Annotated in this window: 16 protein-coding genes and 1 tRNA gene; 9 read left to right on the top strand and 8 right to left on the bottom strand. The window is 29.7% G+C overall.

The window, feature by feature from the left end; translation table 11 throughout:
- Positions 1 to 226: 226 nt before the first annotated feature.
- Together OCU47_RS13100 and OCU47_RS13095 are read left to right on the top strand one after the other, a co-directional pair.
- Positions 227 to 2,269: a methyl-accepting chemotaxis protein gene (locus OCU47_RS13100; protein ID WP_261829048.1), complete on the top strand. Its 2,043-nt coding sequence runs from the start codon at positions 227 to 229 to the stop codon at positions 2,267 to 2,269.
- 47 nt (positions 2,270 to 2,316) lie between these two features.
- Positions 2,317 to 4,314 (top strand): methyl-accepting chemotaxis protein, encoded by a 1,998-nt coding sequence (locus tag OCU47_RS13095; RefSeq protein WP_261829047.1) that lies wholly within the window; start codon positions 2,317 to 2,319, stop codon positions 4,312 to 4,314.
- Between the two features lie 210 nt (positions 4,315 to 4,524).
- Here OCU47_RS13095 and OCU47_RS13090 read toward each other — a convergent pair whose 3' ends face one another.
- Complete coding sequence (locus OCU47_RS13090) at positions 4,525 to 4,665, bottom strand: hypothetical protein (RefSeq protein ID WP_261829046.1); 141 nt, start codon at positions 4,663 to 4,665, stop codon at positions 4,525 to 4,527.
- 198 nt (positions 4,666 to 4,863) lie between these two features.
- Here OCU47_RS13090 and OCU47_RS13085 point away from each other — a divergent pair, with 198 nt between their 5' ends.
- The gene (locus OCU47_RS13085; RefSeq protein WP_261829045.1) at positions 4,864 to 6,003 is read left to right on the top strand and encodes an HD-GYP domain-containing protein; all 1,140 of its coding nucleotides are present in this window, start codon (positions 4,864 to 4,866) and stop codon (positions 6,001 to 6,003) included.
- A gap of 82 nt (positions 6,004 to 6,085) precedes the next feature.
- Here OCU47_RS13085 and OCU47_RS13080 read toward each other — a convergent pair whose 3' ends face one another.
- Positions 6,086 to 7,468 (bottom strand): DUF2334 domain-containing protein, encoded by a 1,383-nt coding sequence (locus OCU47_RS13080; protein WP_261829044.1) that lies wholly within the window; start codon positions 7,466 to 7,468, stop codon positions 6,086 to 6,088.
- 226 nt (positions 7,469 to 7,694) lie between these two features.
- Complete coding sequence (locus OCU47_RS13075; protein WP_261829043.1) at positions 7,695 to 8,693, bottom strand: ketoacyl-ACP synthase III; 999 nt, start codon at positions 8,691 to 8,693, stop codon at positions 7,695 to 7,697.
- A gap of 292 nt (positions 8,694 to 8,985) precedes the next feature.
- On the opposite strand from OCU47_RS13075, the gene OCU47_RS13070 reads away from it, so the two are divergent.
- The 4 genes from OCU47_RS13070 (at position 8,986) to rpiB (ending at position 13,350) form a co-directional block, all read left to right on the top strand.
- Positions 8,986 to 10,458: a methyl-accepting chemotaxis protein gene (locus OCU47_RS13070; RefSeq protein ID WP_261829042.1), complete on the top strand. Its 1,473-nt coding sequence runs from the start codon at positions 8,986 to 8,988 to the stop codon at positions 10,456 to 10,458.
- Between the two features lie 203 nt (positions 10,459 to 10,661).
- Complete coding sequence (locus OCU47_RS13065) at positions 10,662 to 11,744, top strand: FIST signal transduction protein (protein ID WP_261829041.1); 1,083 nt, start codon at positions 10,662 to 10,664, stop codon at positions 11,742 to 11,744.
- A gap of 13 nt (positions 11,745 to 11,757) precedes the next feature.
- The gene (locus OCU47_RS13060) at positions 11,758 to 12,759 is read left to right on the top strand and encodes a methyl-accepting chemotaxis protein (protein ID WP_261829040.1); all 1,002 of its coding nucleotides are present in this window, start codon (positions 11,758 to 11,760) and stop codon (positions 12,757 to 12,759) included.
- A gap of 120 nt (positions 12,760 to 12,879) precedes the next feature.
- Entirely contained in the window at positions 12,880 to 13,350 is a 471-nt protein-coding gene (gene rpiB, locus OCU47_RS13055) for a ribose 5-phosphate isomerase B (protein ID WP_261829039.1), read from the top strand.
- 94 nt (positions 13,351 to 13,444) lie between these two features.
- Here the strand turns inward: rpiB and OCU47_RS13050 are convergent, their stop codons facing one another.
- On the bottom strand, positions 13,445 to 13,825 hold the full coding sequence (locus OCU47_RS13050; protein WP_261829038.1) for a RidA family protein: 381 nt from the start codon (positions 13,823 to 13,825) through the stop codon (positions 13,445 to 13,447).
- A gap of 81 nt (positions 13,826 to 13,906) precedes the next feature.
- Entirely contained in the window at positions 13,907 to 15,136 is a 1,230-nt protein-coding gene (gene ilvA / locus OCU47_RS13045; protein WP_261829037.1) for a threonine ammonia-lyase, read from the bottom strand.
- A 249-nt stretch (positions 15,137 to 15,385) separates the two neighbouring features.
- Here ilvA and OCU47_RS13040 point away from each other — a divergent pair, with 249 nt between their 5' ends.
- Entirely contained in the window at positions 15,386 to 15,988 is a 603-nt protein-coding gene (locus tag OCU47_RS13040) for a hypothetical protein (RefSeq protein WP_261829036.1), read from the top strand.
- A gap of 45 nt (positions 15,989 to 16,033) precedes the next feature.
- Here OCU47_RS13040 and OCU47_RS13035 read toward each other — a convergent pair whose 3' ends face one another.
- The 3 genes from OCU47_RS13035 to OCU47_RS13025 form a co-directional block, all read right to left on the bottom strand.
- On the bottom strand, positions 16,034 to 16,243 hold the full coding sequence (locus OCU47_RS13035; protein ID WP_261829035.1) for a cold-shock protein: 210 nt from the start codon (positions 16,241 to 16,243) through the stop codon (positions 16,034 to 16,036).
- 199 nt (positions 16,244 to 16,442) lie between these two features.
- Positions 16,443 to 16,517, bottom strand: a tRNA-Gly gene (locus OCU47_RS13030).
- 226 nt (positions 16,518 to 16,743) lie between these two features.
- On the bottom strand, positions 16,744 to 18,882 hold the full coding sequence (locus OCU47_RS13025; RefSeq protein ID WP_261829034.1) for a sodium-translocating pyrophosphatase: 2,139 nt from the start codon (positions 18,880 to 18,882) through the stop codon (positions 16,744 to 16,746).
- A gap of 163 nt (positions 18,883 to 19,045) precedes the next feature.
- On the opposite strand from OCU47_RS13025, the gene OCU47_RS13020 reads away from it, so the two are divergent.
- Positions 19,046 to 20,494, top strand: a complete 1,449-nt coding sequence (locus OCU47_RS13020; RefSeq protein WP_261829033.1) for an FAD-dependent oxidoreductase — start codon at positions 19,046 to 19,048, stop codon at positions 20,492 to 20,494.
- The last annotated feature ends 159 nt before the right edge of the window (positions 20,495 to 20,653 follow it).

Raw genomic sequence — 20,653 nt, 5'->3', positions numbered from 1 at the left:
TTTTTTCATAAACAAAATAATTTGAATTTTATAAAACTAAAGTTGGGGGGGAATTCAAAAATTACCAAAGACACATAACGACAAAAAAAGACAAAATTTATTGTGGGGGAATAGGGTTTATGATATTATTAAACTGAGTTATAAATTGATAAGTTGTATAAGTTACTAATCCAATTTAATTACTTTAAAGTAATGTAAGTAAAACAATTTTATGGGGGGATAAAAGGTGTCAAAAAAGTTCTCACGCAAGTCATTAAAAAAATCGTCTTTTAAAACTAAGTTATTAGTAAGTATTTTACCAATTGTTATTATCGGTATGTTAATTTTAAGTTCTATTGCAATTTATCAATTTAGAGATACGGTTAAGCAAGAAATTGTTAGTGGTAGAATTGAGGAAACAGGCAAACTAACTGAAAATATAAATACTTGGTTAGAAGGAAAACTTCTTGAAGTTAGAAGTTCAGCAAATACACCTACAGCTAAGCTTATTGATAAAGATATCAATGCTGTGGATAAATTTAATTCAGATAGAATCAAATACTTAGATAAGAATTATCCGGGTGAATATGATAATGCTTCAGCTACATTGTTTAACAATGATGGTAAATCCAGAGCTCAATATTCAAATGGAAAATTTGTAATAGGGGATGTATCAGAGAAACCTTGGTATAAAACCCTTATGAGTGGAGTTGAATACAATATATCAAATCCAGTAATATCAAAGGGAACAGGGAAAACTTTGGTTGTAATGGGAGTACCAATAAAGGATGAAAGTGATAAATCTATAGGAACAATGATTTCAGCTGTGAATTTATCGTTTATTCAAGATAAGGTAAAGAATTTTAAATTTGGACAAAAAGGATATAGTTTATTGATAGGAAAAGATGGTACTATTCTTGTGCATCCAGATCAATCTTTAGTAATGAAAAGCAAGATTTCAGATGTAAAGGATACAAACATTAAATTGCTAGGAAGTGACATGCTTAATAAAGAAACAGGGGTTATGCGTTTTGCATCAGGCAGTGATAATTACATAGCATTCTATCATAGAGTTGCTTTATCAGGGTGGAGTATAGCAAGTGTAATATCAGAATCAGAGTTGTTTGCTTCTGTAGATAGGTTGATGTATATTTTACTTTCATTAACAGCTGTGCTTGTGCTTATTATCGGTGGCGTTATTTATTTGGTAGCTAAAAAGTTAACAGCACCAATAATAAAATTATCTGCATTTTCAGAAGAAATTGCATCAGGAGATCTTACAAAACGGTTAGAAGTTAAGAATGATGACGAAATTGGACATGTTGGTATGAGTTTAAATAATACAGCATTAAAGCTTAAGGAAATGATAGGGGCTATAAGTGATTCTGCAAATGAAGTCAGCACTTTATCTAGTGATTTGCTTATGGCAACAGAAGAATCATTAAGAGGAACAGATGAAGTTTCAAAAAGTATGCAAGAAATTGCAGCTGGAGCTGTAACACAGGCTGAAAGTGCAGGTAAAGCTTCAATGGTTACCACTGAATTGGTTGAGGAAATAAAGGAAGTTTCTAATAAGTGTAATTATATGATTAGTGTTGTAGAACAATCTAAAAAGGTAAGTAACTATGGAGCAAAAGGTGTTAAAGAGGCAGTAGAAAGTATAAAAACTATAGCTAATAGTAATAGTTATAATGTTAAAGAAACTCAAAATTTATTGGATCAATCAAAGGAAATTGGACAAATAGTAGATGTGATAAGTGATATTTCTGAACAAACTAATTTATTAGCACTTAATGCAGCTATTGAAGCTGCAAGAGCTGGGGAACAAGGAAAAGGATTTGCAGTTGTTGCTGAAGAAGTAAGAAAGTTGGCAGAACAATCAAGCATTGCTTCAAATAAAATTGCTGATCTTATAGGCGGAGTTCAAAAGCAGATAGAAAATATAGCTACTAAAATGAATCAAGGTACAAATGATGTTAATCAAGGTGTTGAGATAGCAACATCAGTTGGAAAGAGTTTTGAAGATATAGAAAAGGTATTTAATGATATTAATTCTGTTGTATTGGAAGTAGCAAATGCTGCAAATAGCATTGCAGGTAAAGCTAATATTACAAATGAGGTAATAAGTAATGTTGCAGCTGTTACAGAAGAAAATTCTGCTTCAACTGAAGAGGTTACTGCAGCAAATGAGCAACAATCAGCGTATATGCACCAAATTGGTGATACAACAAATAGATTGGAAGAGTTGGTGAATAGACTTAAACATACAGTTAATCAATTCAAATTATAAAATGTAGTGAAATTTATTATAATTAATAAATTATAGGAGAGAGGAAAATGAAACTAAAGAAAAAGTTTATTATGTATTTTACCATTTTTGCAATAGTTCCTTTGGTTATTTCGGGAATTATTGTTAGTACAGTGGTGAAAAATTATAATTTAAATGACGCATATAAAAGATTACAAGAAGAGCTTAATGTATCTAAAAGTACCATGGAAGGTACTTTAGAAATGGTTAAGAATGTAGCTTTAGATTCTCAACATGATGGCATGCTTGTTGGATATTTAAGTGGAGATAACAAAGGAATGCCGATAACTAAAGCTGAATTTATTGATAAATACAAGTCGATGATGGACAAGTACAAAGTGTTTTCTAATATAGTTATTATAAGTAAAAACCAGCTACCTATAGGAGATGCTATTAATAGTGGAATTGAGAATAAACCATATACTGTACCAGATTACTTAAATGAAGCTAAAGAAACTAAGACTTTAGTAATGGGAAAAGTAAAGAAGAGTATGAGTACAGGAAATGCAATATTTCCTGTAGCAGTGCCAATATTGGATAGACAAAATACAATTCAAGGATACATAGTATTCTCAATTGATTTGCAAAAATTATCACAGAAATATGTAACTAATATAAAAATAGGAGAATCAGGCTATCTGTTTGCTATTGATAGTGATGGTACAACTGTAATGCATCCTAAGCAAACTGAAATTTTCCAAAAAGGAATATTGAAAACAAGTGTTGGTAATGAGATATTAAGCAAAAAAACAGGAAGTGCTGAATATGTATATAATGGTGTAAAAAAGCTAGTAGTTTATAGTGCAGATAAAAATACAGGATTAATATACTTAGCTAATATTCCAGAGAGTGAATTGACAGGAATAAGTTCAATTGTTATGACTGTAATATTTACTATATCAGGAGTAGCATTAATACTTTCAGTTCTTCTATCAATGGCTATTGCAAGGGCTCTTACTAATCATATTAATAGTGTAGTAAAAGCTATGGATAACATATCAGAAGGTGATTTTACTACTAAATTAAGTATTAAAACTAAAGATGAAATTGGTATAATGGCTGATAAGATTAATGAGACTATGGAAAAGCTAAGATTTTCTGTATCAGGTGTTAAAGAAAATAGTTTTAGTGTTAACAATATGTCTAGCACTCTTACTAGTACATCAAAGGAGATGGCAGTTGCAGCTAATGAAGTAGCAATGGCAATTGAAGGAATATCCAATGGAGCTGTAGATCAAACTCGTGAGTTATTAGATGTTACAAGTGAATTGGAGAAGTTTAACGGAGAATTAGATGATATTTATAATAAAGTTACTAATGTAAATTCAAGCAGTAAAGATGCAGAGGGTAAGGCAGTTATAGGGAAGGATTATATTGAATCACTTACTGAATCTATAGTTAAAGTAAAGCAATTTTCAGCAGTAGTTAATAATAAGATAAATGAATTAGGAACAACAGTTGGAGAGATAGGAAAGATTACTGATTCAATTAATGAAATTTCTGAACAAACAAATCTTTTAGCATTGAATGCTGCTATTGAAGCGGCTAGGGCTGGAGAACAAGGTAAGGGATTTGCTGTGGTAGCTGATGAGGTGAGACAATTGGCTGAACAATCTAGTAAAGCTTCTGGTGAAATAATGGAATTAATAAACTCAGTGAGTAGAGAGACAGAAGCGGTAATTGGCACTTCAAAACAAATGGGTGACTTAATAGGAGAACAGGCCAATGTTGTGGATAAGACTATAGAATCTTTTGATAATATACTTCAATCTGTTCAAAAGATAACGCCAATGGTGGATGCAACTTATTCTTCAGTAGAAAATGCTATTAAGGCTAAGGCTGTAGTCCTAAAGAAGATTGAAAGTATTGCATCAGTTTCGGAAGAAGTGTCAGCATCTACAGAAGAAATATCTGCTTCAGCTGAGGAGATGCTTTCATCTACAGAAGAAGTTGCAGATATAGCTTTAAAATTAAATGAATCAGTAGATGATTTGATAAGTAAGGTTGATGGCTTTAAAGTGGAATAAAAGAAACATAAAAAGCTGTAAATAACCGATGTTGTTTACAGCTTTTTTTACATTTTTTAAATTATAACTTAATCAAGTTCTCTATATAAATTTAAAAAAAGATATATAAAATGTAGTGAAAACTTAAGAATTTAAAGTTATAGTGTATAAATGTAGAATATATTGTAATTATAGCTATATTTATAGTAAAATTACTAGGGGGAGTACACTTTATTTATTACCACATATTTTACATACTTTTTGTCCATCTTTTTCCCAGAGAAGTTTAACTCGGGTTCTTTTACATATAGGACAAGTACCTCTCCAGTTTAGTATTTTTTTAATAGCCTTTCCTCTTTTATTTTTTGCCATTTATATGGACTCCTTTCTGTTTATATTCTGTGTTTTTGGGATATATTTATAATATATTTTAGATTGAATAAGAATATGATAGATAACAGCTTTTTAAATGAAATTTAATAATTAAAAAATAAACTTTGTGTACTTAAGACTTTATCTAAATATAAGAATGAATTTATATATATTGATGTTTTTTCGGGGAGGATACTAATGGAAAAATTATTGAAAAATTCAAATGCTGAGAGCAATGAAGTTGAAGTAGAAACTGAAGAAATAAACTATAATAAAATAATTTTAGTAGTTGATTCTTTTATTAATATGCACAACATGAGCAAAAAAGATTTTTTAGAAGAGATTTTTTTTGGTGCTTTTAAACTTATACCAGAAGCAGAAAAGGGAACTTTTTTTGAACTTATAGATGATAAATATGTGCCAATAGTTAGTAAGGGATATAATGTTGAAACATTGTCACAACTTGTTTTTAAAAAAGAAGATGCTTTTATTGATTATAATTGTTCTTCTAATGCAAGTGTTGAGGCATATGAAATCTATGTTCAGAAAAGAGACAATGAGAAATATTCTGAAGAAAAGATAACTGTTATGAAGAAGCTTGGAACTTATTCAGATTATACTTGTTTGTATGCACCAATTCAAGTAGAAGGATTGAATGTGGGAGTAATTTGTTTTGACTGCTTTACTAAGAATAGTTTTTCAAGAACTTCAAAGAAGATATTAAAGTTTTATTCTCAAATTATATCTAATTTTTATACTCAAAAGATTTTATATGATAGAGAAAAGAAAATGTATGATGAGATGGTAACAGCGTTGGTATCTGCTATTGAAGTTAAGGATAAGTATACAGAAGGCCATGCAAAGAGGGTAAGGCAGTATAGTTGTGCTATTGCAGAAGGGCTTCATTTATCAAAGCAGCAAATAAATGATATTGGTACTGCAGCCTTACTACATGATATTGGTAAGATTGGTATTTCAACTGAAATATTAAACAAACCAGGAAGATTAACTGAAGAAGAATATAATATTATCAAAGAACATCCAGTGTATACTAAGATTATATTAGAGAAAATAAGTGGATTTTCTAATATTACAAATTATGCTTATAATCATCATGAAAACTATGATGGTACAGGATACCCACGTGGAATAAATCATAATGATATACCATTTGAATCACAGATAATACAAGTAGCGGATGCTTATGATGCAATGACTTCAGAAAGAGCATACAGAAGTGCACTATCTTCAAGTCAAGCATTAGAAATCATTCGTAAAGAGATGGGAAAGCAATTCAATCCAGAAATAGCCAATGTGGCAATTAAGTTATTTAATTAAGTAGATTAAATCAAACAGAATATTTTTAGGATATAAAAACAGCACGTTAAAATGTGCTGTTTTTTATATACATACTAATAGCTTAATGAATATCTGTTACCTTAGCGATGTTGAATCCTTTACTTTGTAATATATCAATTAATTTTTTTAGTGTAGAGTTGGCTTGATATGTGAATGTAGGAGAACCATCAGAATCTTGTGATAAGGTTATAAATTTTTTCTCAAGGTTTGGATGATAAAATACACTTCCCATGTTATTTATACTTGAATTTTTTATCCTTTTTAAAGCACTGTCTTCTTTATCGACAGGTATATAATCCAATGGTGATGAAATATAGTAGGATGATTTATTGTATGGGCTTAATTGTGGCTTTGTTAAATCAATGTATCTAGGCCCTAAATCGCAAAATGGATAATATAATATCTTAAAATACTTTTCCACAACTTTATTTTGGGCAGGGGTAATTTCATAATGCGGTGCTTCGAAAAAATCAACAGGAATATCCAAATAAGAAGCAGTTGATAGAGCTTTTTCAATTCTTTCCTTACATATTTCTGGAGATGGTTGACACTTACCAAATTCACATCCAACTGTTGATTCTGTGTTGTTATATTGATGAGTATATCCATGAAGTCCTATAACACCATTATGTGTTAAGAAAAAGTCTAAACTAAAAACCATCTCAGCTATGTCAAAGTTATTTTTTACTAAGGGATCATTATCTATTTTACAGCTTGGAATTACAAACCTTGGTATCCAAGCAATATGATAAGGAACTTTTCTTTCATTTAAGTAATTTCCTATAAGTCTAAGTCTTTCAAAATAATCTTTATCATAGGATTGGGAACTTACCCCAACATCTTCAAGACGTAGAAAACCTAGTTTTTTTATTTTTCCTTGGTATGGAGTGACATCAGTAGATTTGCTAAATCCATCAATTTTGCAACTAATAGTCTTGGTGTCCTTATTCCATCGTGTATACAAATTTAGCATGTTGGATAAATCAGATAAACCAATATAAAATATTTTATTTTCTTGTAATAATGATTTTTTTAATTTAAATTTTTTATCTGGGCAAATAGCAATATTGTCTTTAATATCAATTGAATAGGTTTTATTATCGATTTTCATATTTATTAAATTGTTTTCTAAATTCACTTTACCATTAAGTTGATCAATAAATTCATTTAATGGAAAGTAATATCTATTCTTATCTAAATAGATTGGCAATTTGAAATTAAAGTTCTTACCGTTTACTTGTAATTTTAAATCATCTTTATTCATATTAAACCCTTTAAAATTAGAATAATCAATTTCAGGAGTTACATTATTTTTTTTACTATCTGCATTTTGTTGCTGTCCTTGTGAGATGGATATCTTAGATGATTTGTTTTGAGAACTGCAACCAACTAAAATAGTGGAAATACATATTAAAGATATAGAAAAAATTAAACTTCGCTTCATAAATTACACCCCTATCAAATAACTTTCTATAATATTATTGCTCTTTTCTTAATAAAATAGTTTACAAAAATATTCCATAAATGTTACTTAAATGTAATTAGTTTCTAAGCTTATTATAGGAGTGATGAAAAGTACTTAAGAATTTATAGGCATGATTTCTATGCAGTAGAAAATAGTGAATCACTATCTTCTACTGCATAGAATTAAATATAATCTGCAATAAAAATTAGTATCTTAAAAGTATTCCTGAGGCAATAACACCTACACCAACTGTCCACAATATAATATGGTCTCCACGTTGAATTTTATTTTTATCAATAGAATCTTTAAGAGCTATAAATGGGCTTGTCAATCCAGTATATCCAAATTCATCACCTATGAATGGAAATTTAGATTCAGGTTCTTCTAAGGTATCTTTTATATTATCTATATTGCTTTTGGCAAATTGAGATAAGCAATATAATTTTATATCAGATTTTTTTAAGTTATTTCTTGAAAGCATTTCATTTATTGAATCTATTGAACTAGCAAAGGCATCATCACAATTAAAATCATCATACTTAATTATATTATCCTCACCGTCTTTAATTTCTACGCTATCAAGTAATGTAGATAATCCTTTTGGGGGAAATGTTACGTAATTACTATATTCATTATATGTGAAGAATGAACTATCTAGAAAGTCAGAGCAAGTATCATCTACATTTTCAAGCAATATAGCACAGGCAGATTCTGCGAAGTTTGTATGTGTAAGCGAATCATTAGGATCAGTATGTCTGAATAATTGATCAACTCCTACAACTAAAGTATATTTTAAACTATTGTTGCTTTTCATCATTCTACAAACTTGGTCCATAGCTATTACTAGTCCAGAACAATTTGCATTCATATCATAGGCTATAGCTTTTCTGGTCAATCCAAGAATTTTATGAATTCTCATAGCGTTTGTAGGTGCTAGAAATTCTGGTGTAGTAGATACACAAACAACTAAACCTATATCATTTAAATCAATATTTGAGGCTTGGACTACTTTTTTCGAAGCTTCAATTGCCATAGTTAATGAATTTTCATTTGGATCATCAGATATATATCTGTTTTGTCTACCGGATGCTTCTAAAAGACCAGAAATATCTATACCTCTCTTGTTGAAGTGATTAATAAAGTATTCGTTAGAGTATTTTGATTTTGGATGATAGTATTCTATCCCTTTAATTTTTATGTTCATTTTATGTCCCTCCTAAATGATGACTCTATTTATAAAATTAAATTATAAAAAATATTATAATTTAGCAAAAAATAGAATTGCATTTTTACTAATTATATCACTATTATTAAAAAATGTTTATATAGAACTTTGATAATTCATAAAATGACAATAAAACAGAACTTTAATTTTAAATTTAGTCACAATATAAAAAGTATTATATAAAAATAAAAAAACAACGTAAGTTATGTAGAAAAGTCTAATTTTATGGTAAAATTAAGTAGAGTGTGATAAAAACTAAGGGGGAAAAGGAATGGATTATAAAAAAAGCATTGATGTAAAAAATAAAATTTTATTATTAGGTTTTTTAGTGTCGGGAGTAATAAGAGTAATATTAGACATTGTTTTAAAAGTTGACATGAAGGAACTACTTTTAATTGGAGTAATGTCATCACCTTTATTGATTTTGGATGTATTCTTAATTTGGAAAAAGTACTCAGTACAAACTATGTATTATAATGTATTTATGTTTGTAGCAGGTATAGCAGTAATGTTTGTTACAGAACCCAGTTTAATAAATTATATAATGATTTATTTTGGCTTTATAATGATAAGTGTATATGAGGAATTAAAAGTAATTATTATAGATGCAGTAGCAAGTATAATAATGTTAATTGTATTTTTCATTGGAAATAAGAGTAGTTTATTTAATAGTTTAGGATATGATACTCTAGTATTTTTTGTGGCATTTATTGCAATTGGTGCTGCTATGCAAGTTGTTAATGCTGGAATAGTAGATAAGATTTACAAAAATGCTCAAGCAAACCATAAAGAAATTTTGGATTCAAAATCTAAGGCTGAAACTTTATTGACTAAGGTAGCCGAGACTATAAAGGTATTAGCACAAGCTAATGAAAGAATAAAGCAAGGTATATCTACAACAGGTCAAATCTCAGAAGAGATAACTATTTCAGTAAGAAATATAGCTGATAGGACTACAAAAGAAGTTGATGTCATGGAAAACATGAAGTCTGCAGTAGAGATAGGTAATGATAATGTTGAATCAGTTACATATGCAATAAATGATATGGAGAATTTAACAGTTTCAACTGAAGAAGTTGTTTTAGAGGGAACCAAAAAAGTGGACATACTATCAGCAGAAATGACTAGTGTAAATGAAAATATAACTAGCGCTGTTAACTTAATAAATGAATTAAGTGAAGAAAGTACAAAAATAGTTCAAATAATTAGTACAATAAATAGTATTTCAGAGCAAACTAATCTTTTAGCATTAAATGCATCTATAGAAGCAGCGAGAGCTGGTGAACATGGTAAGGGCTTTGCAGTAGTTGCAGAAGAAGTAAGAAAATTGGCTGAAGATTCAAAGGCATCCACAGATAAGGTAGAAGAGATATTAAATAATATATCAAATAAAACTATTGAAGTTTCAAATACAGTTTTAAATGAACAAAAATCAATTGAAATTTGCAATAATCATACTGAAGAAGTTAAGAGGGTATTTAAAGAAGTAGATGTGAATACATCAAAGGTATTGAGTCACTCAAAGAATGTTAAAGAGCAGTCTTTAATATTAGAAGATTCAATGAAGAAAACATTAAATTCAGCAAAGAATATAAGTGAAGATATTGAAAATACTGCAGCAACTATGGAAGAAATTTTCGCTGCAATAGATGAACTTAATAATAGTGTTGTGGATATAAATAATAGTTATAATGCTATTGATGGTATCTGTAATGAGTTAGATTCAATAAAGTTTGAAAATTAGTTCTAAGGGTTCAGATTTAGATGATTTTGATAAAAAGCCATAATTTTAATTATGGCTTTTTACTATGAATTTTAGATGAATCATAATTTTAAAGTTTTTTTTACTTTATACGACAATATGAGTTAATGATAAGTTTCATGGATTAATGTTAAAAAAATAACAAAGCGTATAGATTATATTTTATAAGCTTTAAGGAGGTTTTTATGAAAAGTCATATAGGTTTTGGTAAAAGTCAGGATGTAAAATTAGCTGTAAATGAAGCAATGAAGGAAATTAATAATCCAAAGGCAATTTTTATTTTTGCTTTAGATAGTATGTTTGAAGAAGCAACTAGAATTGTTAATGAAATTTATAGAGATGTTATTGTTGTAGGAGTTTCAACTTATGGTTTTGCTCTTAGAGATGTTATTAAAGATAATATTATCATATGGGCAATAGAAGAAGATGTGGAAATTGAAGTTGGAATATTAGATAATGTAACAACATTCCCAATAAAACATATAAAAAATTTAGAAAACAGTATAAACAATATAAAGCCAGGAAAAGAAGATACAGTATGTTTAGAGTTCTGTACAGGTGGAGAAGAAAAACTAGTATCAACAATTAGTTCACTAACAAGTAAAAATAATATTCCTTTAGTTGGAGGCACTGCTCTTACTGGAGATAAAGGAAAAAGGTATATATCACTAAATGGACAAGTATATACAGATGCTTGTGTATATATTTTAATAAAAAATAAAAGTGGAAAAGTGAAAGTTTATAAAGAAAATATTTATAAAGATAGAGACCATAATTTAATTGCTAATAAGGTGGATAGAGATAATCGTAAAATTGTGCAGATAGATGGAAAAGCTGCAGAACAAATTTATTGCGAAAACCTAGGAATAACAAAAAATGAAATACAAAATCGTGTATTAACAAATCCGTTAGGAAAGGTGATTGGAAAAGAAACATTTATAACTGCTATTCAATGTGGTGAGGATGGAAGTCTAACGTGTTATAAGAGAATAAATCAAAATGATGTTTTACATATATTGGATTTAGATGATTACAGTGAAGTAATACATAAAACAGTTGATAAAATAAAAAGTGAATTTACAAAAGTATCATCTATTTTTTCTATAAATTGTATATTAAGATTTAATTTATTTGAAAGTAGAAATTTTACTAAGGAATATGCTGAAATCATGAATTTCTGCAATAGTCATGTAGGTGTCATTGGGGAAGGTGAGCAATACATAAATCAACACATAAATCAAACAATGGTATGCGTTGTTTTTGAGTAAAGGAGTATATAAAATGTTGTTTTCATTTAAAAAGAAAAATAAATCAAATAAAAACATAAGTAATGATGAATCTAAGAAAAATATTAGTGTGTCTGAAGTTAAACCTAAGGAAGCAATTGAATTAAATGATAAACTTTATCCGGTTGAATATTCAGTAAATTATTTAAGTTCAAGAACTGGCGATTTAGTAAAAGAAGAAAGTGATACAACAAATGAAGTTAAGAGAATAGAGGAATCTTTTATTGAGGTAAGAAGTAAGGCAGAAGAAATTGATTCATCTATAGTTAATTTTAGCAAGAATTTTGATGAAATAAAAAATGTTTCAGATGAATTTAAAAGCACTTTGGATAGTATACTAAATTCTATAGAAGAATCACATGACAGAATAATTGAATTGAAAAATAGTTCTAAATCAGTTGAAGAAAGTTTTGAAATTATTCAAAGCACATTTGAGCAATTCAAGGAATCTTATGTAATGATAAAAAATTATAATGATAATATTGTTGAAATTGCTGATCAGACTAATCTATTGGCATTAAATGCATCAATAGAGGCGGCTAGAGCAGGGGAGCATGGGAGAGGGTTTTCTGTTGTAGCAAATGAAGTAAAGGATCTATCAGAAAAGATTAAAGAACTTGTAAGTGGAATAAATGATAGTATGTCTAACGTTGAAAGTGATACTGATAAGTTAAATAAATCTTTAAATAATTCAAAAAGTTCTCTAGAGGAAAGTTATAAAAATGTAAATAATACAGAGAAAATATTTGAAGAAGTCAATAAATCAATCAATGGAGTGACAGATATAAACCAAAGAATTTCTAATGTTGTAGATAATGCTAATTTAGAAATAAAAAATATAAGTAATAATATAACTGATTCAAACAAATATTATGATAGAGTTACAGATGCTATAAAAGATTTGAATAGTCAAATAACTAACAAAGGAATTATTATGGAGGATCTTGTGAATTTTCAAGAGCAATTAAGCTTATTAATTGAAGAAATGAAAAATTAAGTTATGTATATGTTGCAATAATAAAAGTGCATTTAATCAGTCGACATTTTAAGAAGATAGTTAAGTATTAAATGTAGAAAATTAATTGCAGAATATACATTCAAATGGAGGTACAAAAGGATGAAAATTGCTATGGCAAGTGATCATGCTGGATTTTCTTTGAAAAATGAAATAAAGGCATATTTAGAAGAACAAGGACACGAAGTATTAGACTTCGGTACAAATTCTGAGGAATCTTGTGATTTACCAGATTATATATATCCTGCCTCTTTAGCTGTAGCTGAAGGAAAGGCAGAAAGAGGCATATTTGTTGATGGAGTTGGATATGGCAGTGCTATGATTGCAAACAAAATACATGGATTATATGCAGCTGTTTGTCAAGATCCGTTTTGTGCACAGTTAGCCCGTTCACATTCTAACACTAACGTTCTTTGTATAGGTGGAAAGATAATAGGATCTGCAATAGCGCTTGAAGTAGTAAAAGCTTGGATGACTACAGAGTATCTTTCTGATATGCCAAAATATACTTTACGTGTAGATAAAGTAAAAGAGATTTCTGAAAGACATTTGAAAAAAATATCTGAAATTTAGCATATATGATAGATGATATTATATAGAAAGTAAAAATAAAATGTACCTTATAGAGCAGACAGTATAAAACGTCTAGCTTATAAGGTACTTTTATTTATTTTATGGTTGCAATTGCTTCAATTTCAATTAATGCATCCATAGGTAACTTAGCTACTTGAACGCAGCTTCTTGCTGGAGCATCGGTTTTGAAGTAAGTTCCGTAAACTTCATTTACTAAGGCAAAGTCATCCATGTTTTTGATAAAGACGACAGTCTTGATAACATTGTCCAAGGAAGTTCCTGCTGCTTCTAAAATTGCTTTTACATTTTCTAAAGATTGTTTTGTAGCCTCTTTTATTTCTGTACATAATACCCCTGTTGCAGGATTTAAAGGAATTTGTCCAGAAGTGAATATTAAATCTCCAACTATTTGTGCTTGTGAATAAGGACCTATTGCTTTAGGTGCTTTTTCAGTAGATACTATTTGTTTTTGCATGAGAAATCCCTCCATATATATATTAGGCATCTGAAAGTACATAGGTTTATATGCTAGTCTATTTGAACTTAATATTTATTTTTAGATGCCGTATTGATAAACCATTTTTGGTTTGACTACTGTTGGATTATAACCACTGTCTTTAAGCAGGTTTACAATTTGCTCTTTATGTTCACTACCGAAGGTCTCCATGGTAATATCAATTTCAACACCGCTTGTACGGTTGAAGTTAACAAATTGATTATGATCAAGTTTAATAATATTTCCTTGAGCTTTTGCAATTACTTCACATAAGTTAGCTAACTCACCAGGTTTATCTGGAAGTAGTAATGATATAGTACAAATACGTTCTCTTTGTATTAGGCCATGTTGTACTAGAGACGCAAAAGTTATTACATCCATATTACCACCACTTATAATAGAAACAACTTTTTTATCTTTAACATTTAAGTGTTTTAAGGCGGAAATGGTTAATAAGCCTGAATTTTCAGCCAACATTTTATGATTTTCTAATAGATCTAAGAAATCAATGATTAATTCACCATCGCTAACAGTGATTATCTCATCAATATTATTTTGAATATAAGGAAAAATTTTTGATCCTGGTGTTTTTACAGCTGTACCGTCAGCTATAGTATTAACTTTAGGTAAGGTAACTACATGGCCTTGCTTTAAGGACTCTTGCATACAGTTTGCACCTTCAGGTTCCACCCCTATTACCTTAATATTAGGATTAAGTAATTTAGCTAACGTAGAAACACCTGTAGCGAGACCACCTCCACCAATAGGTACTAGAATGATATCAACAGTAGGAAGTTCTTTTATGATTTCCATGGCAATTGATCCCTGTCCAGTTGCTACATCTAAATCATCAAAAGGGTGAATAAAGGTATAGCCTTTTTCTTCAGCTAGTTTTAAAGCATAATTACAAGACTCATCATAGACATCACCATATAAAATAACTTCAGCACCATAAGATTTAGTTCTATTGATTTTTATTAGTGGAGTTGTAGTAGGCATAACTATTACTGCTTTTGCACCATAAAGTTTAGCTGCATAGGCAACTCCTTGTGCATGGTTACCAGCAGAAGCTGTTATTAGCCCTCTTTTTCTTTCTTCTTCAGAAAGTGTACTTATTTTATAATAAGCACCTCTAATTTTATAAGCCCCAGTTTTTTGCATATTTTCAGGTTTTAAATAGACCTTATTACCAGATATCTCTGAATAATAATCGCTGTAAACTAATTTTGTTTTTAATATTACTTTTTGTACTGCCTCATAGGCTTCTTCAAATTTTTCTAGTGTAATCATTTATAAATATCCCCTTTTTACACAAAGCATCTGAAAGAGCTTGCTATTTATTTTCAGATACCTAAATAACATATATAACATATATAACAGTTTTACTTATTTTATCATAGCATTTTAAATGTAAGTGTCAATGTTTAATGTAATTTTTTATATAATTCAAGAAAAAAGCGTAAAAATGTTGAATTTTTATCCATAATTGATATATAATCATATAGAAAGATAAATTTTAGTAGAAAAATGGGGGATTCAATGAGAAAGTCAAAAGTTATAAGAACAGTATTAGGGATAATTATTTTAGGAGCTATAGTATTTGCTAGAGCATATTTTCGCGTTACCAATTCAGGCAAGCCGGTCAGTATTCAAATGAATGGAGTAGAAGTAAAAGTAAATGATACAAAGGTTCAAGAATTAGTGGACAAGGGCTATACATTAGGAAATGGCTCTTTATATGAATTAAAGGATACTGTAGAGGCTAAGAGTTATACATCAGAAGTAGGTTGTTTTATAAAGGAACATCAAAAGTATGCAGATTTTGCTGTTGCAAATCATTCAGGGTCATCAGAAGATATAAAAACTTGTAAGATTATATCTATGGAGTTCTTTTATGGTGGAGAATTTATAATGGGTAAAACTATTAGTACATATGAAGATGCTATAATAAATGGATTTAATCCTAAAGGTATGACTAAGGATCAAATTAAAGCAAAGTTAACTCAAAAAATAACAGAAGAAGATTCTAAAAAGATAAGGGTAGAAGATGGAGATTATTATTGTCAATATAATTTCTCAACTAAAGGAAAACTTTATAGTGTAGAAGTTGGAATACCAGGAAGTAAAATAAAAACATCTTAGAAAAAAAGGTTGGAGTTTAAATTGAAAACTCCAACCTTTTTCTAGTTATAATCTATGTACATTAGTTGCCATTGGACCTTTTGCACCATCTTGTACATCAAAAGAGACACTTTCACCTTCAGCTAAATCCTTCTCAGGACCATTTGACTTAATTTGTGAGTGATGTACAAAGACATCATTACCATTATTGCAAGATATGAAACCATATCCTTTTTCTGAATTATACCATTTTACTGTACCTGTTATACTAGCCATTATATATCGCTCCTTAAATAATAAATTATTACTTTTAGTATTTTCAAAAATTTATTTTTTAAACAGAAATATATATGTTCCCATGAATAAACTAAAGATTTAAATATACTATATTGCTTATTGTTCTATAATATTATTTGAAATTTTTATATACACGAAAAGTAAAAAGCATTGAAATCAAAAGATTTCAATGCTTTTTTGGAGCGGAAAACGGGACTCGAACCCGCAACTTTCACCTTGGGAAGGTGACACTCTACCATTGAGTCACTCCCGCATTTTAGTTTACACCCATATTTTACATCTTAAATAGCAAAATGTAAATAGATAACTATAATAATTATAAAATGAATTTTTAGATTAAAGTATAAAATCTATTAATAATATAGTACTAATGTTTTAAAGAGAGATTATAGAATGAATACTTATTTTAAATTTATATGAAAAGATGACAGTTACAAATATATAATTAGCAACTGTCATCTTAGTTATTAAATAGTGTTTTATCTGAATAAAGCTACAAATACTAAGGTTAATGTACTTACAAGCTTGATAAGTACATGAAGTGAAGGACCTGCAGTATCTTTAAATGGATCACCGATAGTATCACCTACAACACTAGCTTTATGAGCTTCAGAATTTTTACCACCATGTTCTCCTAATTCTATAAGTTTCTTTGCATTATCCCAAGCTCCACCACCATTATTTAAGAATAATGCCATGATTACACCAGCTATAGTTGTTATCATTAAGAAAGCACCAGCAGCTTCTTTTCCAAGAAGGACACCTACTAAAATAGGAGCAGATACTACTAATATACCAGGAAGAATCATTTCCTTTAAAGCTCCCTTTGTAACTATATCAACGCAGTTTGCATAGTCAGGTTTAGCTGTTCCTTCCATGATTCCTTTGATTTCTTTAAATTGACGTCTAACTTCAAGTATTACGTATTGAGCAGCTCGTCCAACAGCTCTTATTGCAGTAGAACTGAATAAGAATACTACCATAGCACCTATAAAGCCACCAATGAATACTTCTGGTTTTCCTATGTCAACAGAGAACCAAGAATCTAATGGCTTGCCAAGGAGTTTCTTAACTTCATCAAGATAAGCAGAGAATAATAGGAAAGTTGCAAGAGCAGCAGAACCAACAGCATAACCTTTAGTTAATGCTTTTGTAGTATTTCCACAAGCATCTAATCTATCTGTTATATTTCTTATATCCTCAGGAGCACCAGACATTTCAGTGATTCCACCAGCATTGTCTGTAATTGGTCCAAAAGTATCCATAGCAAGAATGTAGGTACAAGTAGATAACATTCCCATTGTAGCAATTGCAGTACCGTATAGACCAGCATTAGCAACATTAGGTAGAGCTAAATTAGCTAGTTGATAAGCAACAAAAATACAAATTGATATGAATATTACTGGTAAGGCAGTGGATTGCATTCCAACTGATAAGCCAGTTATTATGTTTGTTGCTGCGCCAGTTTCACAGGATTTAGCTATATCTTTTACCGGTTTATGAGTTATAGAAGTGTAGTAGTCAGTAAGAATTACAAATACATAGCTTAAAAGAACTCCAGCAACAGCACACCCATATAAATATAAGTAATTTACGTTGCCACCGTTATTAGGTAAAACTCCATTTAACATATATTTTACTATAAAGAATAAAGCAATTAGATTTATAAGTGATGTGATTACAAAACCATTTTTTAATGCTTTCATTGGGTCATCTTTATCATCTTTAACTCTTACTGAGAAGATACCCACTATAGATCCTAAAATACCAAAGGCACGAGCTACAAGAGGGAATAGGATACCTTTCCATCCGAAGATTGGATAAAGAGCAACTCCAAGGATCATAGCACCTATGTTTTCGGCTGCAGTAGATTCAAAAAGATCTGCACCTCTACCAGCACAATCTCCAACGTTATCACCAACAAGGTCTGCAATAACTGCTGGGTTTCTAGGATCGTCTTCAGGAATTCCAGCTTCAACTTTACCAACAAGGTCTGCACCAACGTCAGCAGCTTTTGTATATATACCTCCTCCAAGTTGAGCAAAAAGTGCAACAAAGGATGCACCAAATCCAAAACCTACAATTAGTGAAGGTGCTTCTTTAATTAATGCATCACTTCCAGAGAATCCTCCATAGATTAAGAATAATGAAGCAACGCCTAAAAGGGAAAGAGCGGTAACAGCTAGGCCAGTAACAGCGCCACCATTAAGAGCAATTTTAAGTGCATGATTTAACCCTTTTTTAGCGCCAGCAGCAGCTCTTACATTTGAGTTAACTGCCATGTACATACCAATGTAGCCAGATAAGGCAGAACAAAATGCACCTGTTATAAAGGCTACACCTGTACGACAAGCTAAACTAAGTGCCTCGCTAGGAGTTTTTGATGAATTTCCGAAATAATTACATAGGATGATTAATATTAGTGCTAGAACAGATAAGATAGCTATGGTTTTATATTGTCTTTTAATAAAAGCCATGGCTCCCTCTTTAATATAGTTTGAGATTTCTTGCATTTTATCAGTGCCTTTGTCTTTAGAAAAGGTGTACTTAACCAAGTAGACTATTACAATGATTGAAATAAGTATAACACCATAAATGAAAAGAAAATATGGCATCATTTAAAACATCCCCTTTTTAAAATATTTAGTTGGACAATAATATTATACAACACTATTTACAATAAAATTACAAAAATTTAAAAAAATACAATAAATAAAAAGATTATTTTAACTGTTGTTTAGAAAAAATATATATTGGCATAATATTTTTGAGGTGAAGTTTATGAAATCAGTTTGGAGTGATAGTTGTAATTTTACAAAGAGAGAGACATTAACAAATAACATTAGCACAGAAGTTTTGGTCATTGGTGGAGGTATGGCAGGATTATTGACAGCCTACATGTTAAAAAAAGTTGGTTTAAAAGTTGTTGTTATTGAAGCTAAAGAGGTAGCAAGTGGAGTTACGAAAAATACTACAGCTAAGATAACATCACAGCATGATTTGATTTATTATAAATTAAGAAAAGAATTTGGAGAGGAAAAAGCACAACAGTATGCTGCTGCTAATGAATTAGCAATAAGAAAATTTAAAGAAATAGTTGATGATAAAAACATAGAATGTGAGTTTGAAGTAAAACCAGCATATGTCTATTCCTTAGATAAGACTGATAATTTTACTGATGAGTTTGAGACTGCAAGAAAATTAGGTATTGATGCTGAACTTGTAAATGAAGTAACTCTTCCTTTTAACGTAAAATGTGCATTGAAATTTAATAATCAAGCTCAATTTAATCCATTAAAATTTCTAAAGGTTATTTCAGATGAATTAGATATTTATGAAAATACAAAGGCAGTACATATTGATGTAGACAATAATTTGGTAATAACAGAAAATAATATAGAAATTTCAGCAAAAAACATAGTAGTAGCTACTCATTATCCTTTTTTAAATGTACCGGGATATTATTTCATCAGAATGCATCAAGAAAGATCATATGTTTTAGCTTTAGAGAATGCTATGGATGTAAAGGGAATGTATGTTGATATCGCAAAGGATGGTATCTCATTTAGAAATTATAAGGATTTGCTACTATTAAGCTCTATAGATCAAAGAACAGGTAAAAATGAAGAGGGAGGATGTTATGAACAACTTAGAGGAATTGCTAAAGCTCTTTTCCCTAATTCTAAAGAAAAGTATTATTGGTCAACACAAGATTGTATGACTTTAGATGGAATTCCATATATCGGACACTACTCTGCATCAACTCCTAATATTTATGTGGCTACAGGATTTAATAAATGGGGAATGACTTCATCAATGGTATCAGCAATGATATTGAGTGATATGATTTTAGGCAAGGAAAACAAATATGAGGAGATATTTTCTCCTAGTAGATTTGATTTGTCTTTATCTGCTAAGACACTAGCACAAGATACAATTGAAACAGCAAAGAATTTTATTGCTCAAAGAGTAGATATTCCAGACGAACACATCGAACATATTCAAAATGGTCATGGTGGTATTGTAACATATAAAGATGAAAAGGTAGGAGTATATAAAGATGAAGAGGGCAATGTATTTATGGTAACTACTAAATGCTCCCATTTAGGATGCCAACTTCAATGGAATGCTGATGAATTAACATGGGATTGTCCTTGTCATGGATCAAGATTTGATTATAAGGGAAATTGGATAACAGGGCCAGCCACAGGTAATATTAAAGTTGACTAATTTTTATATATAAACTTAAGCTGATGGTATTTAATTCCACAAATATAAAATTACTTATGATATAATATTACTTGTATTATATAAGTTATATTTTATCAATGCATAATATTGTTGAGCATTAAAAATGCAAGGTTAACTAGACATATTAAAAATGTTTAT

This window comes from Clostridium sp. TW13, assembly GCF_024345225.1.
GTDB lineage: Bacteria > Bacillota > Clostridia > Clostridiales > Clostridiaceae > Inconstantimicrobium > Inconstantimicrobium mannanitabidum.
This window is presented reverse-complemented; position numbering and strand designations above follow the sequence as displayed.

What these genes read in the sequence shown, in the direction of transcription:
- OCU47_RS13095 (WP_261829047.1), top strand. Translation starts at nt 2,317, where the DNA reads ATGAAACTAAAGAAAAAGTTTATTATGTATTTTACCATTTTTGCAATA.
- OCU47_RS13090 (WP_261829046.1), bottom strand. Translation starts at nt 4,665, where the DNA reads ATGGCAAAAAATAAAAGAGGAAAGGCTATTAAAAAAATACTAAACTGG.
- OCU47_RS13085 (WP_261829045.1), top strand. Translation starts at nt 4,864, where the DNA reads ATGGAAAAATTATTGAAAAATTCAAATGCTGAGAGCAATGAAGTTGAA.
- OCU47_RS13080 (WP_261829044.1), bottom strand. Translation starts at nt 7,468, where the DNA reads ATGAAGCGAAGTTTAATTTTTTCTATATCTTTAATATGTATTTCCACT.
- OCU47_RS13075 (WP_261829043.1), bottom strand. Translation starts at nt 8,693, where the DNA reads ATGAACATAAAAATTAAAGGGATAGAATACTATCATCCAAAATCAAAA.
- OCU47_RS13070 (WP_261829042.1), top strand. Translation starts at nt 8,986, where the DNA reads ATGGATTATAAAAAAAGCATTGATGTAAAAAATAAAATTTTATTATTA.
- OCU47_RS13065 (WP_261829041.1), top strand. Translation starts at nt 10,662, where the DNA reads ATGAAAAGTCATATAGGTTTTGGTAAAAGTCAGGATGTAAAATTAGCT.
- OCU47_RS13060 (WP_261829040.1), top strand. Translation starts at nt 11,758, where the DNA reads ATGTTGTTTTCATTTAAAAAGAAAAATAAATCAAATAAAAACATAAGT.
- rpiB (WP_261829039.1), top strand. Translation starts at nt 12,880, where the DNA reads ATGAAAATTGCTATGGCAAGTGATCATGCTGGATTTTCTTTGAAAAAT.
- OCU47_RS13050 (WP_261829038.1), bottom strand. Translation starts at nt 13,825, where the DNA reads ATGCAAAAACAAATAGTATCTACTGAAAAAGCACCTAAAGCAATAGGT.
- ilvA (WP_261829037.1), bottom strand. Translation starts at nt 15,136, where the DNA reads ATGATTACACTAGAAAAATTTGAAGAAGCCTATGAGGCAGTACAAAAA.
- OCU47_RS13040 (WP_261829036.1), top strand. Translation starts at nt 15,386, where the DNA reads ATGAGAAAGTCAAAAGTTATAAGAACAGTATTAGGGATAATTATTTTA.
- OCU47_RS13035 (WP_261829035.1), bottom strand. Translation starts at nt 16,243, where the DNA reads ATGGCTAGTATAACAGGTACAGTAAAATGGTATAATTCAGAAAAAGGA.
- OCU47_RS13025 (WP_261829034.1), bottom strand. Translation starts at nt 18,882, where the DNA reads ATGATGCCATATTTTCTTTTCATTTATGGTGTTATACTTATTTCAATC.
- OCU47_RS13020 (WP_261829033.1), top strand. Translation starts at nt 19,046, where the DNA reads ATGAAATCAGTTTGGAGTGATAGTTGTAATTTTACAAAGAGAGAGACA.